We start from the raw sequence: 23523 nt of genomic DNA, 5'->3' as shown, positions 1-23523 counted from the left end.
TCACGGAGTACTTAACGCGTGAGCAATCAGCAAGACGCCGACCCCAATGTCCCGCACCGCCTGACGCTGCGGCCGACACGGATGGAGGACTACGACGACATCCGCGAGATCATGGAGCGGGTCTACCACGACCTCGACGGGGCCTGGAGCGAGGCCCAGTTTCGGTCACAGATCTCCCGTTTTCCCGAAGGCCAGATCTGTATCGAGGACAAGGGCAAGGTGGTGGCTGCGGCAATCAGCCTGATCGTCGAGTACAAGCGATTCGGTGATCAGCACAGCTACTGGCAGATCACCGGAAACGGGTTCCTGACGACCCACGACCCGGATGGCGACACCCTTTACGGCGTCGATATCTTTGTCCACCCCGAGTATCGCGGCCTGCGCCTCGGCCGTCGTTTGTATGACGCGCGCAAGGAGCTGTGCCAGAAGCTCAATCTGCGCGCGATCGTGGCCGGTGGGCGCATCCCGGGCTACGAGCAGCACCGGGACGACCTGACCCCGCAGCAGTACGTGGAGAAGGTCAAGAATCACGAGATCACCGATCCGATCCTGACCTTCCAGCTGGCCAACGATTTCCACGTTCGCAAGATCATCACCAACTACCTCCCGGACGACGAGAAATCGGGCGCCTACGCGACGCTGATCGAGTGGCTGAACATCTACTACGAGGAGAAGGAGAAGCTGATCGGGGGCAGCCGTTCGGACGTGCGCATCGGCGTGGTCCAGTGGCAGATGCGCCCGACACCGGACCTCGACTCGCTGTTTCAGCAAGTCGAGTACTTCGTGGATGCCGTCTCCGGCTACCGCTCCGACTGCGTGCTGTTCCCGGAGTTCTTCAATGGCCCGCTGATGGGCGCGTTCAACCAGGAGTATCCGGCCGAGGCCGTGCGCCATCTGGCCGAATACACCGAGCAGATCCGCGAGGAGATGGTGCGCCTGGCGCTCGCCTACAACATCAACATCGTCGCCGGGTCGATGCCCGAGTACAGCGACGAGGTCCTGCGCAATGTCTCCTATCTGTGTCGGCGTGACGGGACCTGGGACCGACAGTACAAGGTGCATGTCACCCCCGACGAGGTCGCCTACTGGGGGCTGCAGGGTGGCGACGAGGTGCACGTATTCGACACCGACTTCGGCAAGATCGGCATCCTGATCTGCTATGACGTGGAGTTTCCGGAGCTGCCCCGGGTGATGGCCGAGAAGGGGCTGCAGATCCTGTTCGTGCCGTTCTGGACCGATACCAAGAATGCCTATCTGCGGGTGCGCCGCTGCGCCCAGGCGCGGGCCATCGAGAACGAGTGCTATGTGGTGATGTCCGGCTCGGTCGGCAACCTCCCCAGGGTCGAGAACATGGACATGCAGTACTCGCAGGCGGCGGTGTTCACGCCGTCCGACTTCGCGTTCCCGCATGACGCGGTGGCCGCGGAGGCGACGCCGAATACCGAGATGACCCTGATCGTCGACCTCGACCTCGACAACCTGAAGGAGCTGCGTAACCACGGCTCGGTGCGCAACCTGCGCGATCGGCGGCGGGATCTGTATGCGGTCCAGTGGAAGTCGAAGCCCGTTTAAGCGCTGCGCAAAAACGTGACCCGGTTCTCGCCGGGCCGCAGCGTGCGCTGGCGCCGGGCCGGGCGCATGCGTAACCTTCAGAGCGGGACTTGAGTCCGGCCGTGCAGGGGAGCGCGGTACGTGACGTGCCCCGGGGGGCTTTGATGACTGAACAACAATCGGCAACGACCCGCACCGCCATTCTGGTAGTGGATGATTCCAAGGTGATCCGGATCGCCCTGCAGCGCATCCTGCAGGGTGAGCGTGTGGTCTACGAGGCGGCGGACGGCGAAGAGGCCTGGTCGCTCCTGCAGCGCAATGCCGATATCGGTCTGGTGCTGACGGACCTGTCTATGCCGGGCCTGGATGGCCAGGACCTGCTGCTGCGGATTCGCGATGGTGCCGAAGGGCTCCCGGCCGATCTTCCGGTGGCCATTATCACCGGTCAGGAGAGCGACGAGGAAGCCAGTCGCGAATGGCTGCAACTGGGCGCCAACGCTGTGTTGATGAAGCCCTTTGTGCCCGGTCGCGTGCGCGAGGTGGTCAATGATCTGCTGCCGCTGACTACAGGGGGTGGCGGCGACCAGCTCCTGCGGCAGGAAGTGGACCGGCTGCGTCGCGAGTTGATGCTACGCCAGCAATCCGCCAGTGAGCGCGAGGCGCAGCGCGAGATCGAACGCCTGCGCACCGCGCTGAGCGAGGCGCGCGACGAGGCGACGGCCGCCTTGCAGCGCGCCGAGGAAAGCGAAGGCCAGCTCGCCGAGCTGCAGGCGGCCGAGCTGATCGCGGGCGAAGATCCGGGCGAGGAGACGGCCACTCCGGACTCGTCCGAGCGGGTCGAGGAGCTAGAAGTACTACGTGCCCGCGTGCGCGAGTTCGAGAACGAGAATATCCGGCTGGACCACGAGCTGGTCGAGCTGGACCGCTTGCGCGAGACCGTGCAGAAGGAGCGGGATCAGGCCCTGGAAGAGGCGTCCCGGCTGCGTCAGGAGCGCAATCAGCAGTGTGAGCGTGCCGCCGCAGCCGAGCGGGCACGGGCCGACCTGGAGGCCCGCTGTTCGGAGCAGGACGGCTCCTCCTCGGCCCTTGCTGAACGGCTGGCCCGTCGTGAGCAGGAACTGGAGGAGTCGCGCGAACGCAATCAGACTCTGCGAGCCCGCATCCGCGAATTGGAGCTGGGGTCGGCGACGTCTCTTTCGGGGCAGGAACGTGACGCCCCCGCTGCGCGCGGGGAGGCGCATGAACCGCTGGTGGCCCGTGCCAACGAACCGATGTCGCCCGCACCGGCGATGGCGGCCGATACGCCCGCGGCCAGGCCTTCATCGCGCAAGCGCCGCAGTCGTCCGGCGCCTTCTCGCGGCTGGCGCTGGCTGAAGCTGGCGATCCTGGTCATGGTGGCCGTGGTGGTGGGGCTTGGGACCCTGATCTTTTTCCGCAACTTCTGACCGGATCGGCGGGGCCGGGTAGCGTAAATCGAGCGTGGCGGGCAACGGGCCCGCCACGCTCGAGCAGTGCCAGATACTCGAACTACATGCGTTCCAGGGCGCTCAGCAGGTGCTTCCACGAGTCGCGGTCAGCCCGCTCGTCGTAGCCCACCGGCATGTCGAACTTCTCGGCGATCTCGTCGGCCCCGGGGTTGGTGAAACTGTGCACCACACCGGAGAAGTCGACAAAGGTATAGGTGGCCTCGGCGTTATCCATCTCCTCGCGGAAGTCCGCCACCTGCTCCGGCGGGACCATCGGGTCGGCCGCACCGTTGAAGACCAGGACTTCCGCCGTGACGTCGCCCGCACTCGCCGGGTGGTCAGTCACCAGTGCGCCATGGAAGCTGGCAACCAGGGCCAGGTCCATTCCGGCACGCGCGGCCTCCAGCACCACCGTGCCGCCGAAGCAGTAGCCCACCGCCGCCAGCGCCTGGTCGGCTGTGGCATCGTGCTCCTTGAGCCAGTCATGGGCGGCCTCGAAGCGGCCCAGCATCAGGTCGCGGTTGCCGCGAATCTGTCCGGCGAACTCTCCCGCCTCGGATGGGTGGTCGGCTCTCTTGCCGCTGCCGTACATGTCCAGTGCGAAGGCGGCATAGCCCTCGCGTGCCAGTTGCTCGGCCCGGTCGCGGGCGTATTCGTTGTGGCCCCACCATTCATGGACCACCAGGACGCCCGGGTGGGGGCCGTCGCTGTCGGGGTAGGCGAGATAGCCGGTCATCTCCTCGCCATCATGATCGTAGGTGACCTCCTCGGTCTGAATGCCGGCCAGCGCCAGGCCGGGGAGGGTAAAGGCCAGTAGTGCAGCGGTCAGTCGAAACGCCATGGGACAACCTCCGTTGTGGGGTGCAAGCAACAATTAGTGATCCGAGTACCTGATTATGGTTCGTTCCGCCGCGATTTGCCCGGGCTTCGTTTCCCTGGCGGGGGGGCATGGGGCTACAGTAGATACAGCGGGGCGTGCGGCCCTGTTGTGGAGAACCAGGATGTCCGAGATGCACGCAACGGAAAGCCTCGAGGCGCGCGTCCAGTCGGCCGACAAGCTGCTGGCGATGCCGCAGGTCGTGTTCGAAGTCGCGCGCCTGCTGGAGGATGACAACAGTACACCGGGACAGATCGCCGCAACCCTGGGGCGGGACCCCGGTCTGGTGGCCCTCGTTCTGCGCCTGGCCAACAGCCCGGCGTATGCACAGACGCGCAGCGTCGATACCGTGGAACGCGCGGTGAACCTGCTCGGACGCGACACCCTTAAGCGTCTGGTCGTGGCCGGTGCGATCACCCGCGCGACCGGCCGCATCCCCGACCAGGAGCGTCTGCCGCTGGAGGTGTTCTGGCGCCATTCCGCCTACTGTGCGGTCATCGCCCGCCACCTGGCTGACCGCGTCCTGCCGCGCCAGGCCGGTAGCGTGTTTCTCGCCGGGCTGCTGCATGATCTGGGCAAGCTCTTGCTGTTCACCCAGTCGCCGGAGGCGGCGCACCGCGCATTTCTCTCCAGCCTGGATATCGGGGCGGGGCCCAGTCCGCAGCGGGCCGAGCGCGAGCAGCTGGGTTTCGATCACGCGGAACTGGGCGGGGCGCTGGCCGCCCACTGGGGACTGCCGGAGGGGCTGGTGGCCTGTGTGGCTGGGCACCACCACCCGCAGTCAGCGCCCGAGGGGCACCGGTTGGCGGTGATGCTGGTGCATCTTGCCAATACCGGGGCCCACCTGGCCGAGATTGACTCGCGCGACTGGGCCGATGCCCCACCGGTGGACGAGGGTGTCTGGCAGGCCGTCGGGCTGGAGCCGGAGGACCTGCTGCGGGCCGTGGAGGCGGCCCAGCACGAGATCGTGGATGTCGAGGCGCTTTGTGCGTCAGGCCCGGAGTGACGCGAACCTTGATGCGCTGCGGGCGGTCCTAGAGGCATGAACCTTCTGCGTCACTTTTCTGCGCTGACCGGCTTGCTGCTGGGCGGGTTGCTCGTGGGCTGTGCGAGTATCCCCGAAGGGATCGAGCCCCTGCCGGAGGAGCCCCTGACCCGCGCCGAGGTCCTGGCCGACCCCGAGGCGACCAAGGGCCAGGCCGTGGTCTGGGGCGGTGTCATTGCAAAGGTCGAGAACACCCGGGACGGCACCCGGCTCGAGGTGGTGGCGCGCCCGCTCAATCGCGAGGCTCGTCCGCGCGAGGTCGACCAGTCGGAGGGCCGGTTCCGTGCCTATATCGACGACTTCCTCGATCCCCAGGTGTACGCGGAGGGGCGCGAGGTCACGGTGCGCGGCCGGCTGGATGGCATAGAGGACGGCTCAATTGGCGAGTTCGACTATCGCTTCGTCCGTATCGACGCACAGACGGTACACCTGTGGGCCAAGCGCCCCCCGCCGCGCGATCCGTATTACTACGACCCTTGGGGCCCGCCGGGCTATATGGGCCCGTACTGGCGGCCGCACCCCTACCACTGGCGTCACGACCCCTGGCGATATGATCCCTGGTACTGGTAACGCATGGCGCACCCGGGTCGCTGCGCTGGTGCTGGTGTTTGCGCCGGTGCTGCTGGCGGGTTGCGCCTCCGGCCCGCTGGACATCCCCGATGCGGTGGGTGATCCGGTGCCCCCGCGCAGCGTGACGGCTGACAATCTGCCCGCCGAGGACCAGGTCTGGGGCGGGGTGATTGCCCGCGTCGACAACCGTGCGGACAGCACGGTACTCGAGGTGGTCAGCTACCCGCTGCAGCGCCAGGAGCCGCAGACACGACAGGCGAATACGGGGCGTTTTCGCCTCAAGCTCGATGGTTTTGCCGACCCGGTCGACTACCGCCCGGGGCGCCGCGTGACGGCGGTGGGGACGGTATCGGGGATCGAGGAGGGCTCGATCGGGCAGCTGGCCTATGTCTTCCCGCTGCTGGATGCCTACTCGGTCCACCTGTGGCCAGACCCGGAACCCCCGAGGCCGTCGTCGGGCGTGCGTTTCGGGATCGGCATCGGGATCGGACTCTAGCGCGTCGCCGGCAAGGTTTCCCGGAGCGGTATCAAAATCCACAAGGCATGTTCAAACACGAGGAGTCGCTCGATGCGAGCCATCGTTTTCGACGAGCCCGGCGGGGCGGATGTCCTGGAACTGAGGGAGGTCCCCGAGCCCGAGCTTGAAGGGACTGACGACGTAAAGATTCGACTGCTGGCGGCGGGGGTGAATCCCGTCGACACCAAGGTTCGGACGCGGGGCATGCTGGTGCCCGGCGCGCCACGCAACACGCCCGGTTGTGACGGCGTCGGTGTGGTCGAGTCCTGCGCCAGCGGTGTGCGCCATGTCCGACCGGGGCAGCGCGTAGCCTTTTGCTTTGGTGGCGTGGGGGCGGCCCCGGGTACCTATGCCGAGCAGGTGGTGGTCCCGGAGGCGGCCGTGGTGCCGGTACCGGCCGCGGTGACGGACCTGCAGGCCGCGGCTTTGCCGCTGACCTGGCTCACGGCCTGGGAGGCGTTGTTCGAACGTGCCGATCTGCAGCGTGGACAGACCGTACTGGTGCATGCCGCTGCAGGCGGGGTGGGACAGATGGCCGTGCAGATCGCGCGCGCGGCCGGGGCCCGGGTCCTGGGGCTGGTGCGTCGCGAAGAGGCGCAGCGCCTGGTCACCGGCCTGGGCGGCGACGTGGTCGACCTGACCCGGCCCGACGCCGGGGAGTCGATCCGGGGCTACACCGACGGGCGCGGTTTCGACATCGTGCTGGATACCGTGGGCGGGCCGGTCTTTCGCGATGGGCTGGCACAGGTGGCCTACGGCGGTGATCTGGTGACCCTGCTGGCGCCGCCGGATGACGTGGACTGGAACGCGGCGCGCCTGCGCAACCCCAGTATCAGCCTGGAGCTGATGCTGACCCCGATGCTGGAAGGGGATCGCCGGCGCCTGAAGCACCAGGCCACGCTGGTGGCCGAGGGGCTCGCGCGCCTGGCCAGCGGGCGGCTGCAGGTCAACGTGGAGGACAGCCTGCCGCTGGCCGAGGCGGCCGAGGCGCACCGGCGTATCGAGGCCGGCGGGCGTCGCGGCAAGCTGGTGCTGCGGATCCCGGAGTAGGTCAGCTACCGAACAGGTGGCTGAATACGCGTGCACCGCCGATATAGGTGCCGGCCGCGGAGCCGAGCGTCGTCAGCAGGAAGACCAGCAGCACGCGCGAGACCCGGTTGCGCCACCAGCCCCTCGGGGTGGTGGTGTCCTGGCGCAGGCGGGCAAAGTCGTCGACCCGCGGTTTGCGCAGAAACAGCTCGGCCGCGGCCGCGACGAAGCCTACCCCGATGGTCGGGTTCAGCGAGGTCAGGGGTGCGGCCAGCGCCGCTGTGACCACGGTCAGCGGATGCGCGAGCGCGATGATGGCGCCAATGGCGGCCAGGCCGCCGTTGATCATCACCCAGTCCATCACCATCTGCAGGCCGATGTCCGGATTGCGCAAAAAGCCGATCACGAAGCCGGTCAGGATCACGGCGACGATGACCCACGGCAGGACCTTGGGCCAGCGTGCCTTGGGCGGTGACTGGTCGAGGGAGTCCAGGATGGCGTCGGGTGGCGTCAGTTCGTCTTCCGCCTGGGTTGCGATCCCGGACAGGTGCCCGGCACCGACCACGGCGAGGATGCGGCGGTGGTTGCCGGACGCGGCCAGGCGCCGCAGGTGGGCCGCCATGTACTGGTCGCGCTCGTGGATCAGCGTGCGATAGAGGTCCTCCGACTGTTCGGCGAATTCGCTGAAGGTGGACTCCAGCATGTCGCCTTCCTTCAGCCGTTCGATCTCCGATTCGTCGATCTTCTCGCGCGACAGGACCGAGCCGAACAGCCCGCCGATCAGCCCCATGCGCTGCCACCAAGGCACCGCGCGGTAGGTGCGGCGTAGCGTCAGGCCGAGGTCGCGGTCGATCAGCGCCAGCGGCAGCCCGCCATCCAGGGCTGCGTCCATCGCCGCGCGCATCTCGGCCCCCGGCTCGATCCCGTACTGTTCCGCCAGGCGCTGCTGATAGGCCCCCAGCGCGAGGCTCGCGGCGATCATCGGGGCCTGCCCCTGGCGCATCACACTGAACAGGTCCATGCGCCCGACCGCGTCGGGATCCAGCATCGCGCGCTGGCGGCTCTCGCACAGTTCGATGGCCACCGCGTCGAACTCGCCGGTGTCCACGAGGGCACGCACCTTGTCGGCGCTGGCGCGGGAGACATGCGCGGTGCCCAGCACAACGACCTCGGTACTGCCCAGTTGCAGGACTCGGTGGGGTTCGTCGGTGATCAGGTCGTGGACAGAAGCACTCATCGCAGGGGGTGGTTCCGGTTAGGCGGGCGCGGCAATCCTAGCAGGGTCGCCGCATGGGGACGACCTGGCAGCCTGCCAGATCTCAGGACTCCGGCTCCTCGTCCCCCTCGGCATCCTCGGTGTCGGGGATGGGGAAGGCCTCCGGATCGACCGGCGCCGGGGCCTCGGGGATGCGCAGGGTGTCAAGACGTTCAAGTACGCGCAGGGCCCGCTCGCGCGCGGTGGCCAGCCCGGAATGACTGGGGGCCAGCGCAAGTCCTTCTTCCCAGGTGTCGACCGCCTCCTGGATCTGGCCGGCCGTGTACTGGCGGCGGCCCTCTTCCAGCAGGTGCTCGGCGCGCTGGTCGCGCTGTTCGCGCCACTCGTCGCACAGGGAGATGCGTGCTCGCTGGGCGGCCTGGTCGGGGCCGGAGGCATCTTCGTCCAGCCGGATGTCGCCACTACGGCACCACTGAGCCGCCCGCTGCAATTCGCCGGCCTGCAGTGCCTGACGCAACTGCGCGTTGATCGCGGACAGGCGCTCGGCCTCCTCTTCGCGGTCCTTGTCTTCTTCGCGTGTGCGCATCTCCTCCTGGAGTTCGCGGATGCGGGTGGCCCGTTCGCTGACCGGGGATAAATCCTGTGCCAGGCGCAACAGCTCCAGGCGCTCGCGGCCATCGCTGTCGTCGGCATACTGCTCCAGGGCCTTGGCCAGGGCGGGGGCGCGTTCGCTCAGGGCGTCCGGGTCTGCGGGCAGTTGACCGGTATCCGGAACCAGGGGGCGCATGATCTCCAGCAGGCGGAGTTGCTGAACCAGGTTGCGGGCCTCAAGGACATCGTGGCGCTGCTGCAGGGTGCGCAGACCGACCTGGCGCTGGCGCTCCAGCTGGTCAATGAAGCGGGCACGCTCCTCGCTTTCGGGCAGGCGGGAGTCGGCGTCCTCCAGGATCCCCAGGGCCTCTGCGACCGCGCCCTCGGCGGAAACAGCCCGTGCTTTCTTCATGGCCTGCTCTGCTGCCTCTTGCGCCATGATCTCGATCTGCTCTCGGCGCGAGGTCCATTCGGCGGCTGGCTCGGGGTCGTGCTCGTTGATCAGCTCCAGGGCGCGCTGGTACTCGCCTTCCTCGACGGCGGCTTCGATCTGGTCTTCCGCCGTCATGAAGGGCTGCATGCCGGCGCAGCCCTGGAAAAAAAGCAGAGCGAGGGCGGCCAGCAGCAGGCCCGGTCGCGCGCCGTGGAGCCGCATCAATGGGTGTCCGCCACCGCGAGGATACGAATGACCTCGGCGGGTTCGCTGACGCCGTGTAACTCGTGCGTCCCCCAGTGTTCGGTTTCAAACTGCCCTTTCACCTGCTCATGCTCCATGAAGCACTGCGTGGTTACCATGCCGGCGGATGGCGCGACCGTGACCAGGCGGGCCGCCACGTTGACGGTGTCGCCGACCACGGTGAATTGCATGCGGTCCTGCGCGCCCATGTTGCCGGCCAGCATCTCGCCCGCGTTCAAGCCAATGCGGAATTCGACGCGTTCCTCGCCCCGGGCCTCGCGTTCAGCGTTGATCGCGGCGACCGTTTCCAGCAACGCGAGCCCGGTTCGTGCGGCCGTCTGGCGATGGTTCTCGTCACCGCCGAGGCCAAACACCGCCATGGTACAGTCGCCCATGTACTTGTCTACCGTCCCACCGTGACGGGCAATACATTCCGCCATCGGACCGAAGAATTCATTCAGCATGCGGCCGAGTTCTTCCGGGGTGCAGCGCTCCGACAGCGCGGTATAGCCCTTGATGTCGGCGAACAGCACCGAGCCCTCGACCGCCCGTCCTCCGAGCTCGATCCGGTCGAGATTCTCCAGGATGTCCTGCGCGATCGCGTCGGAGACATAACGGCGCAGGGCCGATTCGACCTGGTCCTTGCGCAGCAGGTCCTGGGCCATGTTGTTGAAGGCGTCGGTCAGCTGGGCGATCTCGTCCTCGTGCACCATCGGCACGGGTCGCCCATGTTCGTCGACGGGATGGCGTATGCGCTCGCGCATGGCATGTGCCAGGCGCTCCAGCGGGCGCACCAGGCGCTTGCTGATGTCGATTGCCAGGATCAGGCTGAGCAGAAAGACCCCGATCGCTGTCGCAATCCCCGCATTGATGGTGTTGCGGATCAGTTCCTGCATGGGGGTCGTGTCGATGTGCGCCTCGATGTACCCGACCTGTACATCCTGGAAGTACACCTCGCGCTGGTAGGGCTCTACCGGAACGGCCAGTGGCCACACGCCTTCGCTGATGCCTCCCCCGGGGGAGGGTGGGGTGCCGGCCGAGGCGATCACGCCGCGGTCGATGGCGTAGGCGGTGACCGATTCGACGCGACCGTCCTCGACCAGCGAGTTCAGCAGGGTCTCCAGGGTCAGATAGTCCTCGGCCAGCATCAGCTCGGCCGAGGTGCGGGCGACGGGTGCCAGGGTCAGCTCGGCCTGGGCCTGGATCTGGTTGTTGAGGACATTGGTGACCTGGTTCAGCACCACCACTGAAAGGGTGCCGATGCCCAGCAGGGTGAGGATGGCGACGACCGCGACGATCTTCCAGGCGATGGGGAGATAGCGTGGAGTGAAATCCCCCGCCGACAAGCGCCCGTTGTTTGATTTTCTGGATTTCACGATTGAGAGGCCATGGAGGGCATTCGGTGTGGGGAGGTCCATGCCCGCCATTGATCGAACAACGCGGCCGAACGGGCCGCGATGGCCGAGCGCTTGTTCAGGGAGCGGCCAAACGCCGCCTCGCCCTCGAGGTTGCTCATTGTGCCGCCGGCGCGGGCCAGCATCAGCGTTCCGGCGGCGCTGTCCCACAGGGCCTGCCCGCCGTGCAGATACAGATCGGCGCGCCCGGCCGCCAGCCAGGCCCATTCCAGGGCGCAGGCCCCCAGGTTGCGCTGCGAGCGGTACGGGGCGTTAGTGGCCATGGCCGCCGCCAAGTCGGGGGCCAGGCGCTTGTAGTCGACCAGGGCGATGGCCTTGTCCAGGCGGCTGGCCGGGGCGCGGGCGGCTGCCGGGGGGGGCGCATCGTTCAGCAGCAGGGGTCCGTCTTCGCGTGCGGTAAAGAGTTCGTCCCGTACCGGGTCGTAGGTCGCGCCATGGGTGACGCGGTCGTCTTCGATGCGCGCAATGGAGATCGCGAAAAAGGGCATGCCGCCGGCGAAGTTACTGGTGCCGTCCAGCGGGTCGACCAGCCAGAAGGCGGGTGCCTCGTCGAGTACGCGGGCCTGCTCCTGCCGCGATTGCTCCTCGCTCAATACGGGTTCGCCTGCGATCGCGGTCCCCAGCAGGTCGCGAAGTCGTGCATCGACGGCATGGTCGGCCTGGGTGATCACCGAGCCATCGGCCTTGTAGTCCACCGCGATCCCGGCCTCGAAGCGAGGTAGCAGCTCGCTCTGGCCAACAGAACGGAGCTCTCCGGCGAGTTGATTGAATGCGTTTGTGCTGATGGACATGGGGCGTCGAGTGCAGGGTGGTCGTCGGCAAGAAACGGAATGTGGGTATCATACCCGTCCATGACGGCTTTGCTGATAATCCTAGCCCTGGTTCTGGTGGCCTTTTACGTGAACGACTCCTGGCGCACCCACGAACGGGTGCGCCAGATCGCGCGCCGCAGTTGCGAGCAGGCCGGTGTGCAGTTGCTGGATGGCAGCGTGGTACGCACGCGCCAGTCCATTCGGCGCCGGCCCGGAGGCCTGGCCTGGTGGCGGCAATACCGCTTTGAATTCGCCACCGACGGGGCCAGCCGACATGTGGGCGAGATCTCGCTGGATGGCCGTCGTCTGCGCCAGGTCACCCTCGACCTGCCCGATGACGGGCGCCTGGTGGATGGCGATGGCGGTGCGGGGCATCGGGGCCCCGAACGATGACGCTGAGCGAGTTGCGCTATGTCGTTGCGGTGGCCGACCAGCGTCATTTTGGTCGGGCGGCCGAGGCTTGTCATGTCAGTCAGCCGTCTTTGTCCGTCGCCATTCGCAAACTTGAAGATGAACTGGGGGTTACCCTGTTCGAGCGCGGCCGTGGCGAGGTCAGCGTGACCCCGGCCGGCGAGCAAGTCGTGACCCAGGCCCGCCGGGTGCTGACCGAGGTGGAGCATCTGCGTGCGGTGGCGGTGCAGAGTCAGGACCAGCTGGCGGGTCCTTTGCGGCTCGGGGCCATCTACACCATTGGCCCGTACCTGCTGCCCGAGCTGATCCCGGTGCTGCGCGAGCGAGCACCCAGGATGCCGCTGGTGATCGAAGAGAACTACACCGATCGACTGCGCGAGCGACTGAAGCACGGCGAACTGGACGCGATCATCATTTCGTTGCCGTTCGAAGAGCCGGGGGTGGTCACGCTGCCGCTGTACGACGAGCCTTTCGTCGCGGTGCTGCCGGGCGGCCACCCCCTGCAGCACAGAAAGACGCTGACCCTCGAGGACATGGCGGATGCGACCTTGCTGATGCTCGGTGCCGGGCACTGCTTCCGTGATCAGGTGCTGGAACGCTGCCCCGCCTGCCAGAGGACGGTTACGGCCGATGGCAGTACGCCGCGCAATATGGAGGGGTCCTCACTGGAGACCATTCGCCATATGGTGGCCTCGGGTATGGGCGTGACCATTCTGCCGTGTACTGCGGTGGGGGCCGATCGCTACGCCCAGCGCCTGCTGGCCGTGCGTCGATTCGAGGACCCGGCCCCCAGCCGCCGGGTGGCGCTGGCCTGGCGTACCAGTTTTCCGCGGCCGGAGGCGATCGAGGCCCTGCGCCAGGCCATCCTGGCCACGGCGCTTACCTGTGTGGATTTTATTCAGCCTGGCGCGAACCCCTGAGTCCAGCTTCGGCCGGGGGTCAGTTGCCCGCCAGGACGCGGTTGCGCCCGGACTGCTTGGCAGCGTACAGCGCCTCGTCGGCCTTCTGGTAGAGGGCCTGCAGGGTCGTGTGGCGGCCCACGCTCGCGACCCCGATGCTGGCCGTGACCTTGACTACGCCCTCGCTTTGCAGGGCTGATGCATCATCGGCGGTCGCGGTGGCGCGGATACTCGCAATCGCCGTGCGGATGCGTTCCGCGCACTCCATGGCGCAGGCCAGGTCGGCCCCCGGCAAGACGGCCAGGAATTCCTCTCCGCCCATACGCACCAGCAGATCGGACTGCCGTGTGGCCGTACGCAGCGTGTCCGCTACGCGGCGCAGTAGCTCGTCGCCCACCGCATGGCCGTAGTCGTCATTGATGCGCTTGAAGTGGTCCAGGTCGATGGCCAGCACGGACAGTGGGCGGTCCTGGCGGCGGCAGTCGGCCAGCCATTTGGCGCCCTGGATCTCGAAGGCACGACGGTTGCCCAGCCCCGTGAGTTCGTCGCTCTCCAGGTTGGAAATCAGCCGCCGGAACCGGTGGGCATTGTGCAGGGCGGGGGCGGCCAGCCCGAGCAGCGCCTCGATCTGCTGCTGTTCCGCGTCGCTGAAGCGGCGTCCGCGCATCAGGATCAAGGAGCCCATGGTGACGCCGTTGTAGCTGAGCCCGTATTCGATGCGGTGACGGTCATCCTCGCCGCCCGACCACGACTGGTCTTCGTTGTCGGTGTAGAAGATCCATCCGGAATGCTGCAGGAGGGTGTGGAGCTGCTCTTGCAGGCGCTGAAGGACGGCGTCGAATTCCAGTGTCGCGGTCAGGGACTGGACGAAGGCCAGCGCGTCAAATGGGGCCTCGGGGTGCTCGGTGGATTTCCCCTTGCCCGATACCAGGCGCAGATTCCCTGCGTTTCCGTCGCGATTCATGGCCGCCTCGCCGTATCCAAAAGTCTTGGGCTCAAGCTGAAGCGAATTTTGTGCCATTTAATAAAAAACGAGTATAAACAATGTGGTGCGTTTATTGTCTTTCTTGGGGTGACGGAAAATCGGCGCCTTTCTGCCGGGGTGGCAAGGCAAGGCCGCCCCAGGCGGCAAGGGGTGGCAATAAATTGACGCCTGGGTCAGGAGGGGGCTTTGAACTCGCACTGTCATGTGTGCGCGGGTAACCGTTTCCCTACACTACGCTCATGATCCGACTCTCCGATATCGAGCTGCGGCGTGGCCGGCAGGTGCTGCTGCAGCACAGCGACCTGACTGTTCACGCCGGCTGGCGCGTAGGGCTTACCGGGGCGAATGGCTGCGGCAAGTCCTCGTTGCTGGCCGCGTTGCAGGGCGAGCTCTCCGTGGATGCCGGCCATGTCGATGTGCCGGCGGAGTGGGTGGTCGCCCACCTCCCGCAGGAGGTCCCGGGCAGCCCCCGTCGAGCGGTCGACTACGTACTCGATGGCGATGCCGAGCTGCGCGAGCTGGAGCGCCAGCTGGAGTCGGTCGAGGACGGCGCGGAACACGCGCAGCTGTATGCGGCCATCGATGCGGTCGATGGCTGGTCCGCCGAGGCCCGCGCGCGCCGCCTGCTGGCCGGTCTCGGGTTTGCGCCGGAGGATGCCGATCGTCCGATGAGCGACTTTTCCGGTGGCTGGCGGATGCGGCTCGGCCTGGGGCGAACCCTGATGACCCGGTCGGACCTCCTGCTGCTGGACGAGCCGACCAACCACCTCGACATGGAGGCCATCGTCTGGCTGGAGGGCTGGCTGGCGCGCTATCCGGGCACCGTAATCGTGATCGCCCACGACCGGCGTTTCCTTGATGCGGTAGTCACACACATCGCGCATATCGAGCGCGGACGGATCGAGCTTTACAGCGGGGGCTACACCCAGGCCGAGAAACGACGCGCGGAGGTCGCGGCACAAAGCGAGGCGGCGGCCGCGAAGGTCGCCGCCGAGCGCGCGCACCTGGAGGACTTCGTGCGCCGTTTCCGCGCCAAGGCGAGCAAGGCGCGCCAGGCCCAGAGCCGGCTGAAGCGCCTCGAGCGGCTGGATGAGGTCGCGGTGATTCGCGCCGCGCGCCCGATCCACCTGGAGATCCCGACCCCGGGGCGTCTGCCCGATCCTCTGCTGGCGCTGGAGGCGGCGGCGGTCTGCGACGGCGAGACCTGCCGCCTGCGGGCGACCGACCTGCGGCTGCGCCCGGAGGATCGTATCGGCGTGCTGGGACCCAACGGCGCCGGGAAATCGACACTGCTGTCCCTGCTCGCAGGCGCGCTTGCCCCGACGGCGGGTGAGCGGCGCGTCGACCCCAGCCTGCGGGTGGGCTACTTCGCCCAGCATCAGCGCGAGCAGCTGGATCTTGCGGCCTCGCCCCTGACCCATATGACGCGGCTGGATGCCGCCGCACCGGAACAGCGCCTGCGTGATTTCCTGGGCGGCATGGGGTTTCCCGGCGAGCGTGCGGACGACCCCGTCGGGCAGTGCTCCGGCGGCGAGCGGGTGCGTCTGGTGCTGGCGATGCTCATCTGGCAGGCGCCCGCGCTGTTGCTGCTCGACGAGCCGACCAACCACCTGGACCTCGACATGCGCGAGGCCCTGGCGGAGGCGTTGGAGAACTATGCCGGCGGGCTGGTCGTGGTGGCACACGATCGCGAACTGCTGGCGCGTGTCTGCGACCGTTTCTGGCGGGTCGAGGAGGGCTGTCTGACCGAGTTTGACGGCGATCTGGATGACTACGCGCGCGAGCTGCAGCGCGAACGGGAGACGCCGGACGCCTCCGCGCCATCGGCGTCGCGCGCGCCGGAAGCGCCGCGTTCGCAGAAGGAGCGCCGCCAGCAGGCTGCTCAGGCACGCGCGGCGCTGCGTCCACTGCAAAAGCGGGCCGATACGGCGGAGCAGGCCTGTGGCGAGTTGCAGCAGCGGCTGGAGGCGATCGAAGGCGAGCTGGCCGATCCCGCGCTGTACACCGGAGATGCCACGGGCCGGCTGGCCGAGCTGACCCGTGAGCAGGGCGAGTTGCGTGCGCGCCTGGAGAACGCCGAGGCCGAATGGATGGAGGCGCTGGAGGCACTTGAGTCAGCGCGCGGGGATTCTGTGGGCCAGGTCTAATGCCCGAGCCTTGCACTCGGGTATTCGGGGGTCTATACAGAAGAGTGAATACACCGGCACGAGGAGTCATTCGCAATGAATGCACAGGAACTCAATCGTCGTTGTGTCGAACTCTTTCAGCACCCGGATGCACAACTGCACTGCTGGCATCCCCGGATGTTCTGGGAGACCCACATGGTGGAGAACCCGAAGCCGGAGGATCTGCAGCAGCCGAAGGTGGACCTGCGTGAGCTCGAGGTGCTGCTGGCCGAGGCCACGCACCAGGATTCACAGTGTGCTGCCGAGCTGGAGCAGGAAGAACCTGGCCGGGCGACCCTGATCCGGCACATGGTCGAGCGTGGCGAGATGCCACTGCTGCACCGGCCGCACTGATCTTGGCAGGATGAACTGGGTCCCTGGCGGGACCCCGGCCCGGTCCTCCGTCGGGCAGCTTGGGCCCCGGCAGATCTTGGCTGCCGGGGTCTCCTTTGTTTGGCCGGTGGCGCGCGTTACTACTGGCGGATGAAGTCCGAGAAGTACAGGGCCTCGATGCGCGGGGCGCCGGTCAGTTCCTCCAGCAGCTCGTTGAGCTCTTCCATCGCCTCCTGGCGCAAGTCCTCGCGGGCCGCGCTGCCGCGCAGGCTGTCGGGTGAGCGCCCTCCCAGGATGCGAATGAGCCGGTCGCGCACGGCCGGAATATGTCCACGAATCTCGCGGGCGTCACCCATCTCCGCAGCCTCGAGTTGAATCTTGGCCTGCAGGTAACGGGCGCGGTCGGAGGATTCCATGTTGACCACCACGGGTTCCAGGGTCACGTAGCGGCTGTCGAGGTCATCGACAGCGACAGCGCTGCCGGGGATCATCCACCAAAGCATGGCGAGCAGGAAAAGGCTTGGCGACAGGGTCTTCATGCGGAGATCTCGTGTGGCAAGTGGGTCCCTTGCGTGGCGATGGCCGCCGCGCGACGGTGTGGTTCCTGGCGATAATATCGGGCCAGATGATCATAGACCGCCGGCAGGGCCTCGCGCAGCCCTTGCGGCTCGAAGAAGAAGGCCTCTGCGGCCACGGCCAGGAATTCCTCCGGCGCGGTCGCGGCGTACGGATCCAGCGGCAGCCGGTCTTCCGGGGTGTCGTTCTCCACGGCCTCGACAAATGCCTCGTAGGCCGCGGTGAAGTCGCGGGTCCAGTCCTCGGCGGAGTGATCGCGCGCGAGTGGCGGAAAGCCGTTCACCTCGCCGTTGCCGGCATCCAGCACGTGGGTCATCTCGTGCACCACGACGGCACCGTCGCGAACGACATCGGCCCAGGACAGGATGACCGGTCCGCGCTCCCAGGCCTCGCCGGACTGCGGCATGGCCCCCTGATGCACGATGCCGTCCTCGTCCACCCATTCGTGCTCCGGCACAAAGGTATCCGGATACAGCACCAGCGTGCGCCAGTCACGATAGGGGGCGAGCCCCAGCTCCAGGACCGGTAGTGCCGCGTAGGCCGCGATCATGCGGCACTGGCCGGGGGTCGGCTCGGACTCGATGCCCACAAACTCGCGGGTGCCCAACAGCTCTTCGACCAGCCCCTTCAGGCGTTCGGTCTCCTCGGGCGTGAGCGTCGCGATGAACGGAACCTGGCGGCGCAGGGTCTCCCATTCATCGGGGCCGAGCGGCACACGGCCGCTATGGCCAGTCGCAAAGGGCTCGATCAGCCGCTTGAGCAGGCCGCGCAACGGATAATGGGGCGTGTCGTGCATGCCGACATCGTCGCACGTTTTATGTGCGGGGTGCCGCGTGGACGGATTCGGCGTGGCCCGGGGGAGGGGCAGGGCGGCTGGCGGCTATCGAAGGTATCGGGCTTCCTGTCCGCTGCGGGCGGCGGTGTGACGTGAAAGGGATGTTCTGTGCCAGAATCATTCGTTCGGGCGGCCCGTGTGGCTGCCACAGGCAAGCGATGGAGTGGAGTGGATGCGTAAGCAAGCAGGAATCGTGGCGGGGCTGCTGGTGGCGGCCCTGTGGGTGCCCTTTGTGGCCGCGGATGAGGTCCATACGGTCGCGCAGCTGAGTCAGGCGCCGGCCGAACTCGAGGGTGAATCGGTGCGCCTGGAGGGCATCGTCGGCCGGGTCAACGAGGACATCATGGGGGTGAACTTCATCCACTTCGTGGACGGAACCGGCAACGAGGGTGACTACATCACGATTACATCCACCGAGTTGCCGGAGGTCGGCGACCGCGTTTCGGTGACGGGGACGCTGGTGCTGGAGCGGGACTTCGGCGCGGGCTATACCTATCCCGTGCTCATCGAGGACGCCGAGTTTACCGAGAGGTAGCAACGCGCCCTGCTCGCGGGGCCAGAGTATTTCAGATGTCATTCGGGCCGCACAGGATGGTGCGGCCAACGCACACCCAGGGAGGGGATCATGTCCATCAAGAATCTGCTGACGCGGTTTGTACTGCTTTATTTCTCGCTGTCGATTGCGGCAATGGTGGTGATTGCGTATTTCGAGCTGGAGGAGCTCGGTACGCCACTTGGCATTGCGATACTCATGCTGGCGGTCATGTGGCCGTGCGAGGCCTTCGGGCGCAGGAACGGGCGCTATCTGTCGCGCTCCGAGAAGTGGCGGGTGATTGCGGTGATGGTGGCCGTGCTCTTGGGTACGCAACTTCCCGTTGCATTTCTGCTGGTATGGGCCGAAGGCAACGCACTGGACCCCGTGTTCCTCGGAATTTTGGGTGTTGTTGCGCTGTTGTACGCGGGATGCGTGGCGGGCGCGGTCAGCATCACCGGCCGCAATCTCCGCAAGCGCGGCCTGATTCCACAGGGGGCTTCCGACTAGTCGGCCAGGTGGCGCTTCAGCCACTGGAGCTCGTCTTCCGACCACTCCGTGGCTGTCACCGCCTGCCAGCTGTCGATGTAGTGCTCGGTGGCATAGACATGTCCGTAGCCGCGCGGTGCGGCATCGCCGATGGCCACGTCCACGGCCAGCTGCAGCATGGTGACCACCGGGTACCAGGTCAGGTCCGGCGAGACATCCGGGCCACGTGGCGACTGCATCCATTCGGGTTTGCGGTACAGCGCCTGTGGCTCGAAGAAGGTGATCGGGTCGCTTGCGTACTGCAGGTAGACGATGCGCATCGGGCCCCAGGAGGCGCCGGGGATGTCCAGATGATTCTCCTGATTGGTGAAGCGCACCACCGAGCTGTCGCGAAAACGCGGTAGCCAGGCCGGGGAATCCGGCTGGCGCTGGCGCGTGATGTCGCGCCAGGTCTCGCTGCGGAAGGGCGGCCCCGCCCACAGGGCACCGTTGAACGGGTCGCCGATCACGTCGTAGAGGTCCGCCGCGCGTTCGGAGTTTAGTGCGCCCAGGCTCAGGCCATAGAGGTACAGCTCCGGACGTGCATCCGCGGGGAGCTGTTTCCAGTAGCTGTAGATCTCCGCAAACACGGCCTGGGCCGTCTCGTGACCGTACTGGGACTCCGACATCAGCGACAGCCAGCTCGGCAGGTAGGAGTACTGCACGGCGACGGTTGCGATGTCGCCGTTATGCAGGTATTCCACCGGCGCGATCGCGCGGTTGTCCACCCAGCCGCGCCCGGTGGGAGTGGCCAGGATCAGGACCGAACGGTCGAAAGCGTCCACCCGCAATAGCTCCTGCAGGGCCAGGCGGGCCCGTTCCTCGATTTCCTCGGCCGCATTCAGTCCGACGTATACCCGAATCGGGTCAAAGGCCTCTTCACCGGTGAAGTCCGCGATGTCGGCCGCGACCGGGGCGTCGCCGATGAAGCGCTGGCCCTGGCGACCCAGGCCCTCTTCCCAGGAGACCAGCGATTCGGCACTGCCTGTGCGGGCGGGGTTGGTCGGTTGCTCGGCCCCGGGGTACTCGCGTACGTCGAACTGCTGGAAGCTGCGATCGGCGGTGCGCAGGCCGTATTCCAGGACGACGCCGTCGATCACGGCCCAGAATACTGCCGCGGCCGCCACCACGCCGATCACGTTCGACAGCCGGCGCGGGATGAAGCGCCGCAGGTGCTGCGCGAGAAACCGCACCAGCAACTGGAACAGTCGCCCGACAGCTAGGGTCGCGGCGAACACGGCCGCGGCGATCAGCCCCAGGCGGACCGGGAAGCCTCCGTCCACCGGCTCCTGATCCATCAACTCGCGGATGGTGTTCTGCCACTCGGTGGCCTGCCACAGAAACATCAGCACGATCAGTGCGGCCCCGCCTCCGGCGATCAGCACCAGTGTGTTGTGCACGCGCTCGCTGGGCTCGGGCAGCTCCAGGTAGGACCACAGCCAGTGGAAAAACACGCCCAGCCCGTAGCCCGCGGCCAGCGACAGCCCGGACAGGACGCCCTGCACGTCGTCGGTACGCGGGATCAGACTCGGGGTCAGCGAGGCGGCGAAAAACAGCGTGGCCAGGATCAGCCCCGGGATCGACAGCGACCCCAGGACACGTGTGGCCCAGCCGGGCCAGATGAAGCGCCGCAGGCGGGTTTGCAGACGGGCGACGACCGACATCGCGTATGCGGTTCCTTCGCGGGTGGAAAGCTTCATCCTGTCTGGCCCGCGAGACGGGTTCAAGTCTCCGTGACGAAGCCCCGTTTGCTCCGAGAACTACTGACCGTTCTGGCGCTGCGCGAAAGCATGTCGCTGGCGAAAGCGAAAGGCCGCTTCGACCATGCGCAGGGCCACGCCGAACAGGGCCACCTGCACCAACAGGCCCCCTGTCGCCGCCCCGGCCGCCAGGCCGGTGGCCAGCCCGAGCGCCATCAGCAGCATCAGGAGCGTGGCGGCGATGCGACTGCGCAGCCAGCCGCCGATGACGGCCAGCAGTGCGACCACTGTTCCCTCCATCATCGTCGGGGTGTGCTGCATCAGCAGGCCGAGTGCGACGACGACCGCACCGGCCAGCGCCAGCACCCAGCCGGCGGCCCGGGCCAGGCGCTGTGCCTTTGCCACTCCGTCGACCGCCTTCAGCAGAAGCCAGAGGTCGGCGCCGGCCCCGGCCCAGTGGCGAGAACGTGAGTGCGTCATCGCGACAGCGTACAACGCGAAAGTGACGGTTCTGTGACAGGCAGTTTGCGCAATCAAACCGGCATCTCCTCAAGGGTCATTCCGGCTGGCGGGTCTCCGGACGGTCTCTGTCCGGAGACCCATGCCCGCGGCCAGGCGTGGGCCACCCCGCCGCGGATTGCTGGTGTGTGGCTACGGCGCATTGCCTTGCGGGCGCGGGCCCAGGGCATGGTCCAGCAGCGCCTCGAAGGCCGGCTCGGCGCGTTCCACTGCCCGCTCCAGGCTCGGGTGCGGTTGTAGTGTGGTCATGAATTTGGGGTGCAGTATGGACAGCTTGGTGACGTCGTCTTCCTCGTACAGCCCGATATGGCCGCAGGGCATCATCGCGCCGACGTGCATCCCGGCATCCAGGATGTCGGGCCCCAGGGGCAGATAGCAGACCTTCAGGGCCGTGATGTCGCCACCGGCCAGGCCAAACTCGGCCAGAAAGATCCAGTCCTCCTCGTTCTCGGCAAACTCGCGGACGGTCCGCGCCAGTTCCTCGCGCGGTTGCTCGGTGTCGCGAATGATGAAGTGGTCGTCGGGTTCGGCTGCAATCGCCGGGGCGGTCAGGGCCAGGGTCGCGGCGACTGCGACCGACAGCGCAAGGCCTGTGAAGGGTGAATAGGTCTTCATGGTTCGTTCCTCCGGGATGTCAGACCCGCACGATCTCGGGCTTTAGCGACCAGGAGATCATCAGCAGTTCTTCCTTCTCGCGCTGGCCGACCCCATGTTCGTCCAGGGCCTCGACGATGTCGTCGACCACCGCGACGAATTCCTCTTCGCTGATGTTCATGCCGCGATGGGTGGTCAGCATGTCGCGTCCGCTGTAGGCCTGCGGGCCGCCGGTGCCGTTGCAGATAAATTCGGTCACCAGGCGAATCACGTCATCGCGATCCGTGTTGGCGTAGCGGTTGCGGATGGTGGCGTTCTGCGTGTGCTTGTCGAAGATGGTCGTGGCGAGTTCGCGGATGCGTGCCTCGCCGCCCAAGCGTTCGTAGAGACTTGTGTCGGTCATGGTGATTCCTCCTCGCGGGGTTATCGGGTGGCCACGTACCAGTTGTTCTGCGGGTCGTGGGGGAGTCGATGGACCTGGATGTCGTGAAAGCCGGCGCGCGCCAGGTACTCGCGGGCCCGGGGTTCGCCCCACATTGCGCCCAGCCCCGGGCCGCCCTGGGCGAGCGATACCGGCATGCAGTGCATGCAGGAGACGGTGTAGAGAAAGGGGCCCAGCGGGTGATCGAGATCGCCGTGGATCGCCCCGGAGCCGCGGATGTCCTGCATCAGGTAGATCCCCTCGGGTGCGAGTGCGCGGTGGATGCCCTGCAGGACCGCCAGGGGGTCGGCCTGGTCGTGGATGGCATCGAAGGTGGTAATCAGCTCGAACTGGCGCGCCGGCACGTGGTGTTCCAGTGCCGCGGCATTCGCCTCAATGAACGCCACGTTGTCCAGCCCGAGGGTCTGCGTCTCGGCACGGGCCTGCTCGATGGCCTCTGCCGACAGGTCGAGCCCCGTGAACTCGCTGCGCGGGTAGAGCGTGGCCAGCCGGTTGAGGATACGGCCCCTGCCGCAGCCGACATCCAGTACGCGGATGCCGCGCTCGAGGTGATCGGTCAGGCCCGGCACCAGCGGCAGGATGTCGCTCTCCAGCGACGACAGGACGGACTGGCCGCTGTCCTCGGCCATCACCTCGTGGAAGCGGGCATAGTGTTCGTATCCGACGCCTTCGCCGGTATGGAAGGCGTTCACGATCTGGTCCTCCACGCCGCCCAGCAGGCCGATGTACTGGGCGAACACGGCCAGGTTGTCGGCCGCGGCGGCCCGGGTCAGGCAGGCGGCATGCGCTGCAGGCAGGGCGAAGCGCGGGCCCTCCGGATCCACGGTAACGAAGCCGCCAGTGGCCATCGCCCCCAGCCATTCGCGCACGTAGCGCGGGTGGAGGTCCGCGGCCGTGGCAAGCGCCTCTGCGGTCGCGCCGGGGCGGTCGCGCATCCGGTCGAACAGCCCGGTGCGGTGTCCGATCGAGATCATCAGGCACAACGCACCGTGGTTGAGGACCTCGATCAGGTGCTCGCCGAAGGCCTCGGCAGTCCGTGGCGTTGCTCTGGTTTGCGAGGCAGAAGACATGGGCCGGCCTCGGGGGTGGCGGATGGCTTTGTCTCGAGCCTAGGGGGCGGGGGCGCCCTGCGCTGTCAGAAACTTGCGCCGGGCGGCGCTTTCTTGCGGCAAATGTCCCGCCGGGGGCGTCCGCCGCTGGCCGGCCACCCCGAGGCGGGTGCGGGTCGAGCGAGGAAGG

At 67.0% G+C, this 23523-nt stretch carries 25 protein-coding genes; 12 read left to right on the top strand and 13 right to left on the bottom strand.

Annotated elements, in window-relative coordinates; genetic code table 11:
* Positions 1-18: 18 nt before the first annotated feature.
* Together F466_RS0100845 and F466_RS0100840 are read left to right on the top strand one after the other, a co-directional pair.
* On the top strand, positions 19-1572 hold the full coding sequence (locus F466_RS0100845; RefSeq protein ID WP_018137898.1) for a bifunctional GNAT family N-acetyltransferase/carbon-nitrogen hydrolase family protein: 1554 nt from the start codon (positions 19-21) through the stop codon (positions 1570-1572).
* Positions 1573-1715: 143 nt separating this feature from the next.
* Positions 1716-2996: a response regulator gene (locus tag F466_RS0100840; protein ID WP_018137899.1), complete on the top strand. Its 1281-nt coding sequence runs from the start codon at positions 1716-1718 to the stop codon at positions 2994-2996.
* An 82-nt stretch (positions 2997-3078) separates the two neighbouring features.
* Here F466_RS0100840 and F466_RS0100835 read toward each other — a convergent pair whose 3' ends face one another.
* Complete coding sequence (locus F466_RS0100835) at positions 3079-3858, bottom strand: dienelactone hydrolase family protein (RefSeq protein WP_018137900.1); 780 nt, start codon at positions 3856-3858, stop codon at positions 3079-3081.
* Between the two features lie 160 nt (positions 3859-4018).
* On the opposite strand from F466_RS0100835, the gene F466_RS0100830 reads away from it, so the two are divergent.
* From F466_RS0100830 to F466_RS0100815, 4 genes are all read left to right on the top strand, one after another.
* Positions 4019-4900 carry an HDOD domain-containing protein gene (locus F466_RS0100830; protein WP_018993231.1) on the top strand — a complete coding sequence of 294 codons (882 nt, stop codon included), beginning with the start codon at positions 4019-4021 and terminating at the stop codon, positions 4898-4900.
* Positions 4901-4936: 36 nt separating this feature from the next.
* Entirely contained in the window at positions 4937-5509 is a 573-nt protein-coding gene (locus F466_RS0100825) for a Slp family lipoprotein (RefSeq protein WP_018137902.1), read from the top strand.
* Positions 5490-6005: a Slp family lipoprotein gene (locus F466_RS0100820; protein WP_083918075.1), complete on the top strand. Its 516-nt coding sequence runs from the start codon at positions 5490-5492 to the stop codon at positions 6003-6005. Before F466_RS0100825 ends, F466_RS0100820 begins: the two co-directional genes overlap by 20 nt.
* A 72-nt stretch (positions 6006-6077) precedes the next feature.
* Positions 6078-7076 carry a zinc-binding dehydrogenase gene (locus tag F466_RS0100815; protein ID WP_018993229.1) on the top strand — a complete coding sequence of 333 codons (999 nt, stop codon included), beginning with the start codon at positions 6078-6080 and terminating at the stop codon, positions 7074-7076.
* 1 nt (position 7077) lies between these two features.
* Here the strand turns inward: F466_RS0100815 and F466_RS0100810 are convergent, their stop codons facing one another.
* The 4 genes from F466_RS0100810 to F466_RS0100795 form a co-directional block, all read right to left on the bottom strand.
* Positions 7078-8292: a TraB/GumN family protein gene (locus F466_RS0100810; protein ID WP_018137905.1), complete on the bottom strand. Its 1215-nt coding sequence runs from the start codon at positions 8290-8292 to the stop codon at positions 7078-7080.
* Positions 8293-8374: 82 nt separating this feature from the next.
* Positions 8375-9517 (bottom strand): hypothetical protein, encoded by a 1143-nt coding sequence (locus F466_RS0100805; protein ID WP_018137906.1) that lies wholly within the window; start codon positions 9515-9517, stop codon positions 8375-8377.
* Positions 9517-10884 carry an adenylate/guanylate cyclase domain-containing protein gene (locus F466_RS0100800; protein ID WP_018137907.1) on the bottom strand — a complete coding sequence of 456 codons (1368 nt, stop codon included), beginning with the start codon at positions 10882-10884 and terminating at the stop codon, positions 9517-9519. Before F466_RS0100800 ends, F466_RS0100805 begins: the two co-directional genes overlap by 1 nt.
* Positions 10885-10910: 26 nt before the next feature.
* Positions 10911-11744, bottom strand: coding sequence for an inositol monophosphatase family protein (locus tag F466_RS0100795; RefSeq protein WP_018137908.1), 834 nt, complete (start codon positions 11742-11744; stop codon positions 10911-10913).
* 60 nt (positions 11745-11804) lie between these two features.
* Between F466_RS0100795 and F466_RS0100790 the strand changes: the two genes are divergently transcribed.
* Positions 11805-12158, top strand: a complete 354-nt coding sequence (locus tag F466_RS0100790; RefSeq protein WP_018137909.1) for a DUF3301 domain-containing protein — start codon at positions 11805-11807, stop codon at positions 12156-12158.
* Entirely contained in the window at positions 12155-13096 is a 942-nt protein-coding gene (locus tag F466_RS0100785) for a hydrogen peroxide-inducible genes activator (RefSeq protein ID WP_018993228.1), read from the top strand. Before F466_RS0100790 ends, F466_RS0100785 begins: the two co-directional genes overlap by 4 nt.
* Positions 13097-13115: 19 nt before the next feature.
* Here the strand turns inward: F466_RS0100785 and F466_RS0100780 are convergent, their stop codons facing one another.
* A complete protein-coding gene (locus F466_RS0100780; protein WP_018993227.1) occupies positions 13116-14039 on the bottom strand; it encodes a GGDEF domain-containing protein in 924 nt (307 codons plus the stop codon).
* A 260-nt stretch (positions 14040-14299) separates the two neighbouring features.
* On the opposite strand from F466_RS0100780, the gene F466_RS0100775 reads away from it, so the two are divergent.
* On the top strand, positions 14300-16207 hold the full coding sequence (locus tag F466_RS0100775) for an ATP-binding cassette domain-containing protein (RefSeq protein WP_018137912.1): 1908 nt from the start codon (positions 14300-14302) through the stop codon (positions 16205-16207).
* Positions 16208-16282: 75 nt separating this feature from the next.
* Positions 16283-16579: a hypothetical protein gene (locus tag F466_RS0100770; RefSeq protein ID WP_012983699.1), complete on the top strand. Its 297-nt coding sequence runs from the start codon at positions 16283-16285 to the stop codon at positions 16577-16579.
* A gap of 119 nt (positions 16580-16698) precedes the next feature.
* Here the strand turns inward: F466_RS0100770 and fliL are convergent, their stop codons facing one another.
* Positions 16699-17097: a flagellar basal body-associated protein FliL gene (gene fliL, locus F466_RS0100765; RefSeq protein ID WP_018137913.1), complete on the bottom strand. Its 399-nt coding sequence runs from the start codon at positions 17095-17097 to the stop codon at positions 16699-16701.
* Positions 17094-17930 (bottom strand): zinc-dependent peptidase, encoded by an 837-nt coding sequence (locus F466_RS0100760; protein WP_018993226.1) that lies wholly within the window; start codon positions 17928-17930, stop codon positions 17094-17096. The genes fliL and F466_RS0100760 overlap by 4 nt, the downstream gene beginning before the upstream one ends.
* A gap of 211 nt (positions 17931-18141) precedes the next feature.
* Between F466_RS0100760 and F466_RS0100755 the strand changes: the two genes are divergently transcribed.
* Together F466_RS0100755 and F466_RS0100750 are read left to right on the top strand one after the other, a co-directional pair.
* Positions 18142-18504 (top strand): hypothetical protein, encoded by a 363-nt coding sequence (locus tag F466_RS0100755; protein WP_018993225.1) that lies wholly within the window; start codon positions 18142-18144, stop codon positions 18502-18504.
* 90 nt (positions 18505-18594) lie between these two features.
* A complete protein-coding gene (locus F466_RS0100750) occupies positions 18595-19011 on the top strand; it encodes an ABZJ_00895 family protein (RefSeq protein ID WP_018137916.1) in 417 nt (138 codons plus the stop codon).
* Here the strand turns inward: F466_RS0100750 and F466_RS0100745 are convergent.
* From F466_RS0100745 to F466_RS0100725, 5 genes are all read right to left on the bottom strand, one after another.
* Positions 19008-20693 carry an alpha/beta-hydrolase family protein gene (locus tag F466_RS0100745; RefSeq protein ID WP_018649107.1) on the bottom strand — a complete coding sequence of 562 codons (1686 nt, stop codon included), beginning with the start codon at positions 20691-20693 and terminating at the stop codon, positions 19008-19010. The genes F466_RS0100750 and F466_RS0100745 overlap by 4 nt on opposite strands.
* 96 nt (positions 20694-20789) lie before the next feature.
* On the bottom strand, positions 20790-21209 hold the full coding sequence (locus tag F466_RS0100740) for a hypothetical protein (protein WP_018993224.1): 420 nt from the start codon (positions 21207-21209) through the stop codon (positions 20790-20792).
* A 171-nt stretch (positions 21210-21380) separates the two neighbouring features.
* A complete protein-coding gene (locus F466_RS0100735) occupies positions 21381-21863 on the bottom strand; it encodes a DUF302 domain-containing protein (protein WP_018993223.1) in 483 nt (160 codons plus the stop codon).
* Between the two features lie 19 nt (positions 21864-21882).
* On the bottom strand, positions 21883-22245 hold the full coding sequence (locus tag F466_RS0100730) for a group 1 truncated hemoglobin (RefSeq protein ID WP_018993222.1): 363 nt from the start codon (positions 22243-22245) through the stop codon (positions 21883-21885).
* A 20-nt stretch (positions 22246-22265) separates the two neighbouring features.
* The gene (locus F466_RS0100725) at positions 22266-23354 is read right to left on the bottom strand and encodes a class I SAM-dependent methyltransferase (RefSeq protein WP_018993221.1); all 1089 of its coding nucleotides are present in this window, start codon (positions 23352-23354) and stop codon (positions 22266-22268) included.
* Positions 23355-23523 lie beyond the last annotated feature (169 nt).

This window comes from Thioalkalivibrio sp. ALgr1 (genome assembly GCF_000378285.1).
Classification (GTDB): domain Bacteria; phylum Pseudomonadota; class Gammaproteobacteria; order Ectothiorhodospirales; family Ectothiorhodospiraceae; genus Thioalkalivibrio.
Note: the sequence above shows the minus strand (reverse complement) of the source record. Positions and strands in the feature narration are given on the sequence as shown.

Coding starts and splice junctions, on each gene's coding strand:
- F466_RS0100840 (WP_018137899.1), top strand. CDS start 1,716: ATGACTGAACAACAATCGGCAACGACCCGCACCGCCATTCTGGTAGTG.
- F466_RS0100835 (WP_018137900.1), bottom strand. CDS start 3,858: ATGGCGTTTCGACTGACCGCTGCACTACTGGCCTTTACCCTCCCCGGC.
- F466_RS0100830 (WP_018993231.1), top strand. CDS start 4,019: ATGTCCGAGATGCACGCAACGGAAAGCCTCGAGGCGCGCGTCCAGTCG.
- F466_RS0100825 (WP_018137902.1), top strand. CDS start 4,937: ATGAACCTTCTGCGTCACTTTTCTGCGCTGACCGGCTTGCTGCTGGGC.
- F466_RS0100820 (WP_083918075.1), top strand. CDS start 5,490: ATGATCCCTGGTACTGGTAACGCATGGCGCACCCGGGTCGCTGCGCTG.
- F466_RS0100815 (WP_018993229.1), top strand. CDS start 6,078: ATGCGAGCCATCGTTTTCGACGAGCCCGGCGGGGCGGATGTCCTGGAA.
- F466_RS0100810 (WP_018137905.1), bottom strand. CDS start 8,292: ATGAGTGCTTCTGTCCACGACCTGATCACCGACGAACCCCACCGAGTC.
- F466_RS0100805 (WP_018137906.1), bottom strand. CDS start 9,517: ATGCGGCTCCACGGCGCGCGACCGGGCCTGCTGCTGGCCGCCCTCGCT.
- F466_RS0100795 (WP_018137908.1), bottom strand. CDS start 11,744: ATGTCCATCAGCACAAACGCATTCAATCAACTCGCCGGAGAGCTCCGT.
- F466_RS0100790 (WP_018137909.1), top strand. CDS start 11,805: ATGACGGCTTTGCTGATAATCCTAGCCCTGGTTCTGGTGGCCTTTTAC.
- F466_RS0100785 (WP_018993228.1), top strand. CDS start 12,155: ATGACGCTGAGCGAGTTGCGCTATGTCGTTGCGGTGGCCGACCAGCGT.
- F466_RS0100780 (WP_018993227.1), bottom strand. CDS start 14,039: ATGAATCGCGACGGAAACGCAGGGAATCTGCGCCTGGTATCGGGCAAG.
- F466_RS0100775 (WP_018137912.1), top strand. CDS start 14,300: ATGATCCGACTCTCCGATATCGAGCTGCGGCGTGGCCGGCAGGTGCTG.
- F466_RS0100770 (WP_012983699.1), top strand. CDS start 16,283: ATGAATGCACAGGAACTCAATCGTCGTTGTGTCGAACTCTTTCAGCAC.
- fliL (WP_018137913.1), bottom strand. CDS start 17,097: ATGAAGACCCTGTCGCCAAGCCTTTTCCTGCTCGCCATGCTTTGGTGG.
- F466_RS0100760 (WP_018993226.1), bottom strand. CDS start 17,930: ATGCACGACACGCCCCATTATCCGTTGCGCGGCCTGCTCAAGCGGCTG.
- F466_RS0100755 (WP_018993225.1), top strand. CDS start 18,142: ATGCGTAAGCAAGCAGGAATCGTGGCGGGGCTGCTGGTGGCGGCCCTG.
- F466_RS0100750 (WP_018137916.1), top strand. CDS start 18,595: ATGTCCATCAAGAATCTGCTGACGCGGTTTGTACTGCTTTATTTCTCG.
- F466_RS0100745 (WP_018649107.1), bottom strand. CDS start 20,693: ATGTCGGTCGTCGCCCGTCTGCAAACCCGCCTGCGGCGCTTCATCTGG.
- F466_RS0100740 (WP_018993224.1), bottom strand. CDS start 21,209: ATGACGCACTCACGTTCTCGCCACTGGGCCGGGGCCGGCGCCGACCTC.
- F466_RS0100735 (WP_018993223.1), bottom strand. CDS start 21,863: ATGAAGACCTATTCACCCTTCACAGGCCTTGCGCTGTCGGTCGCAGTC.
- F466_RS0100730 (WP_018993222.1), bottom strand. CDS start 22,245: ATGACCGACACAAGTCTCTACGAACGCTTGGGCGGCGAGGCACGCATC.
- F466_RS0100725 (WP_018993221.1), bottom strand. CDS start 23,354: ATGTCTTCTGCCTCGCAAACCAGAGCAACGCCACGGACTGCCGAGGCC.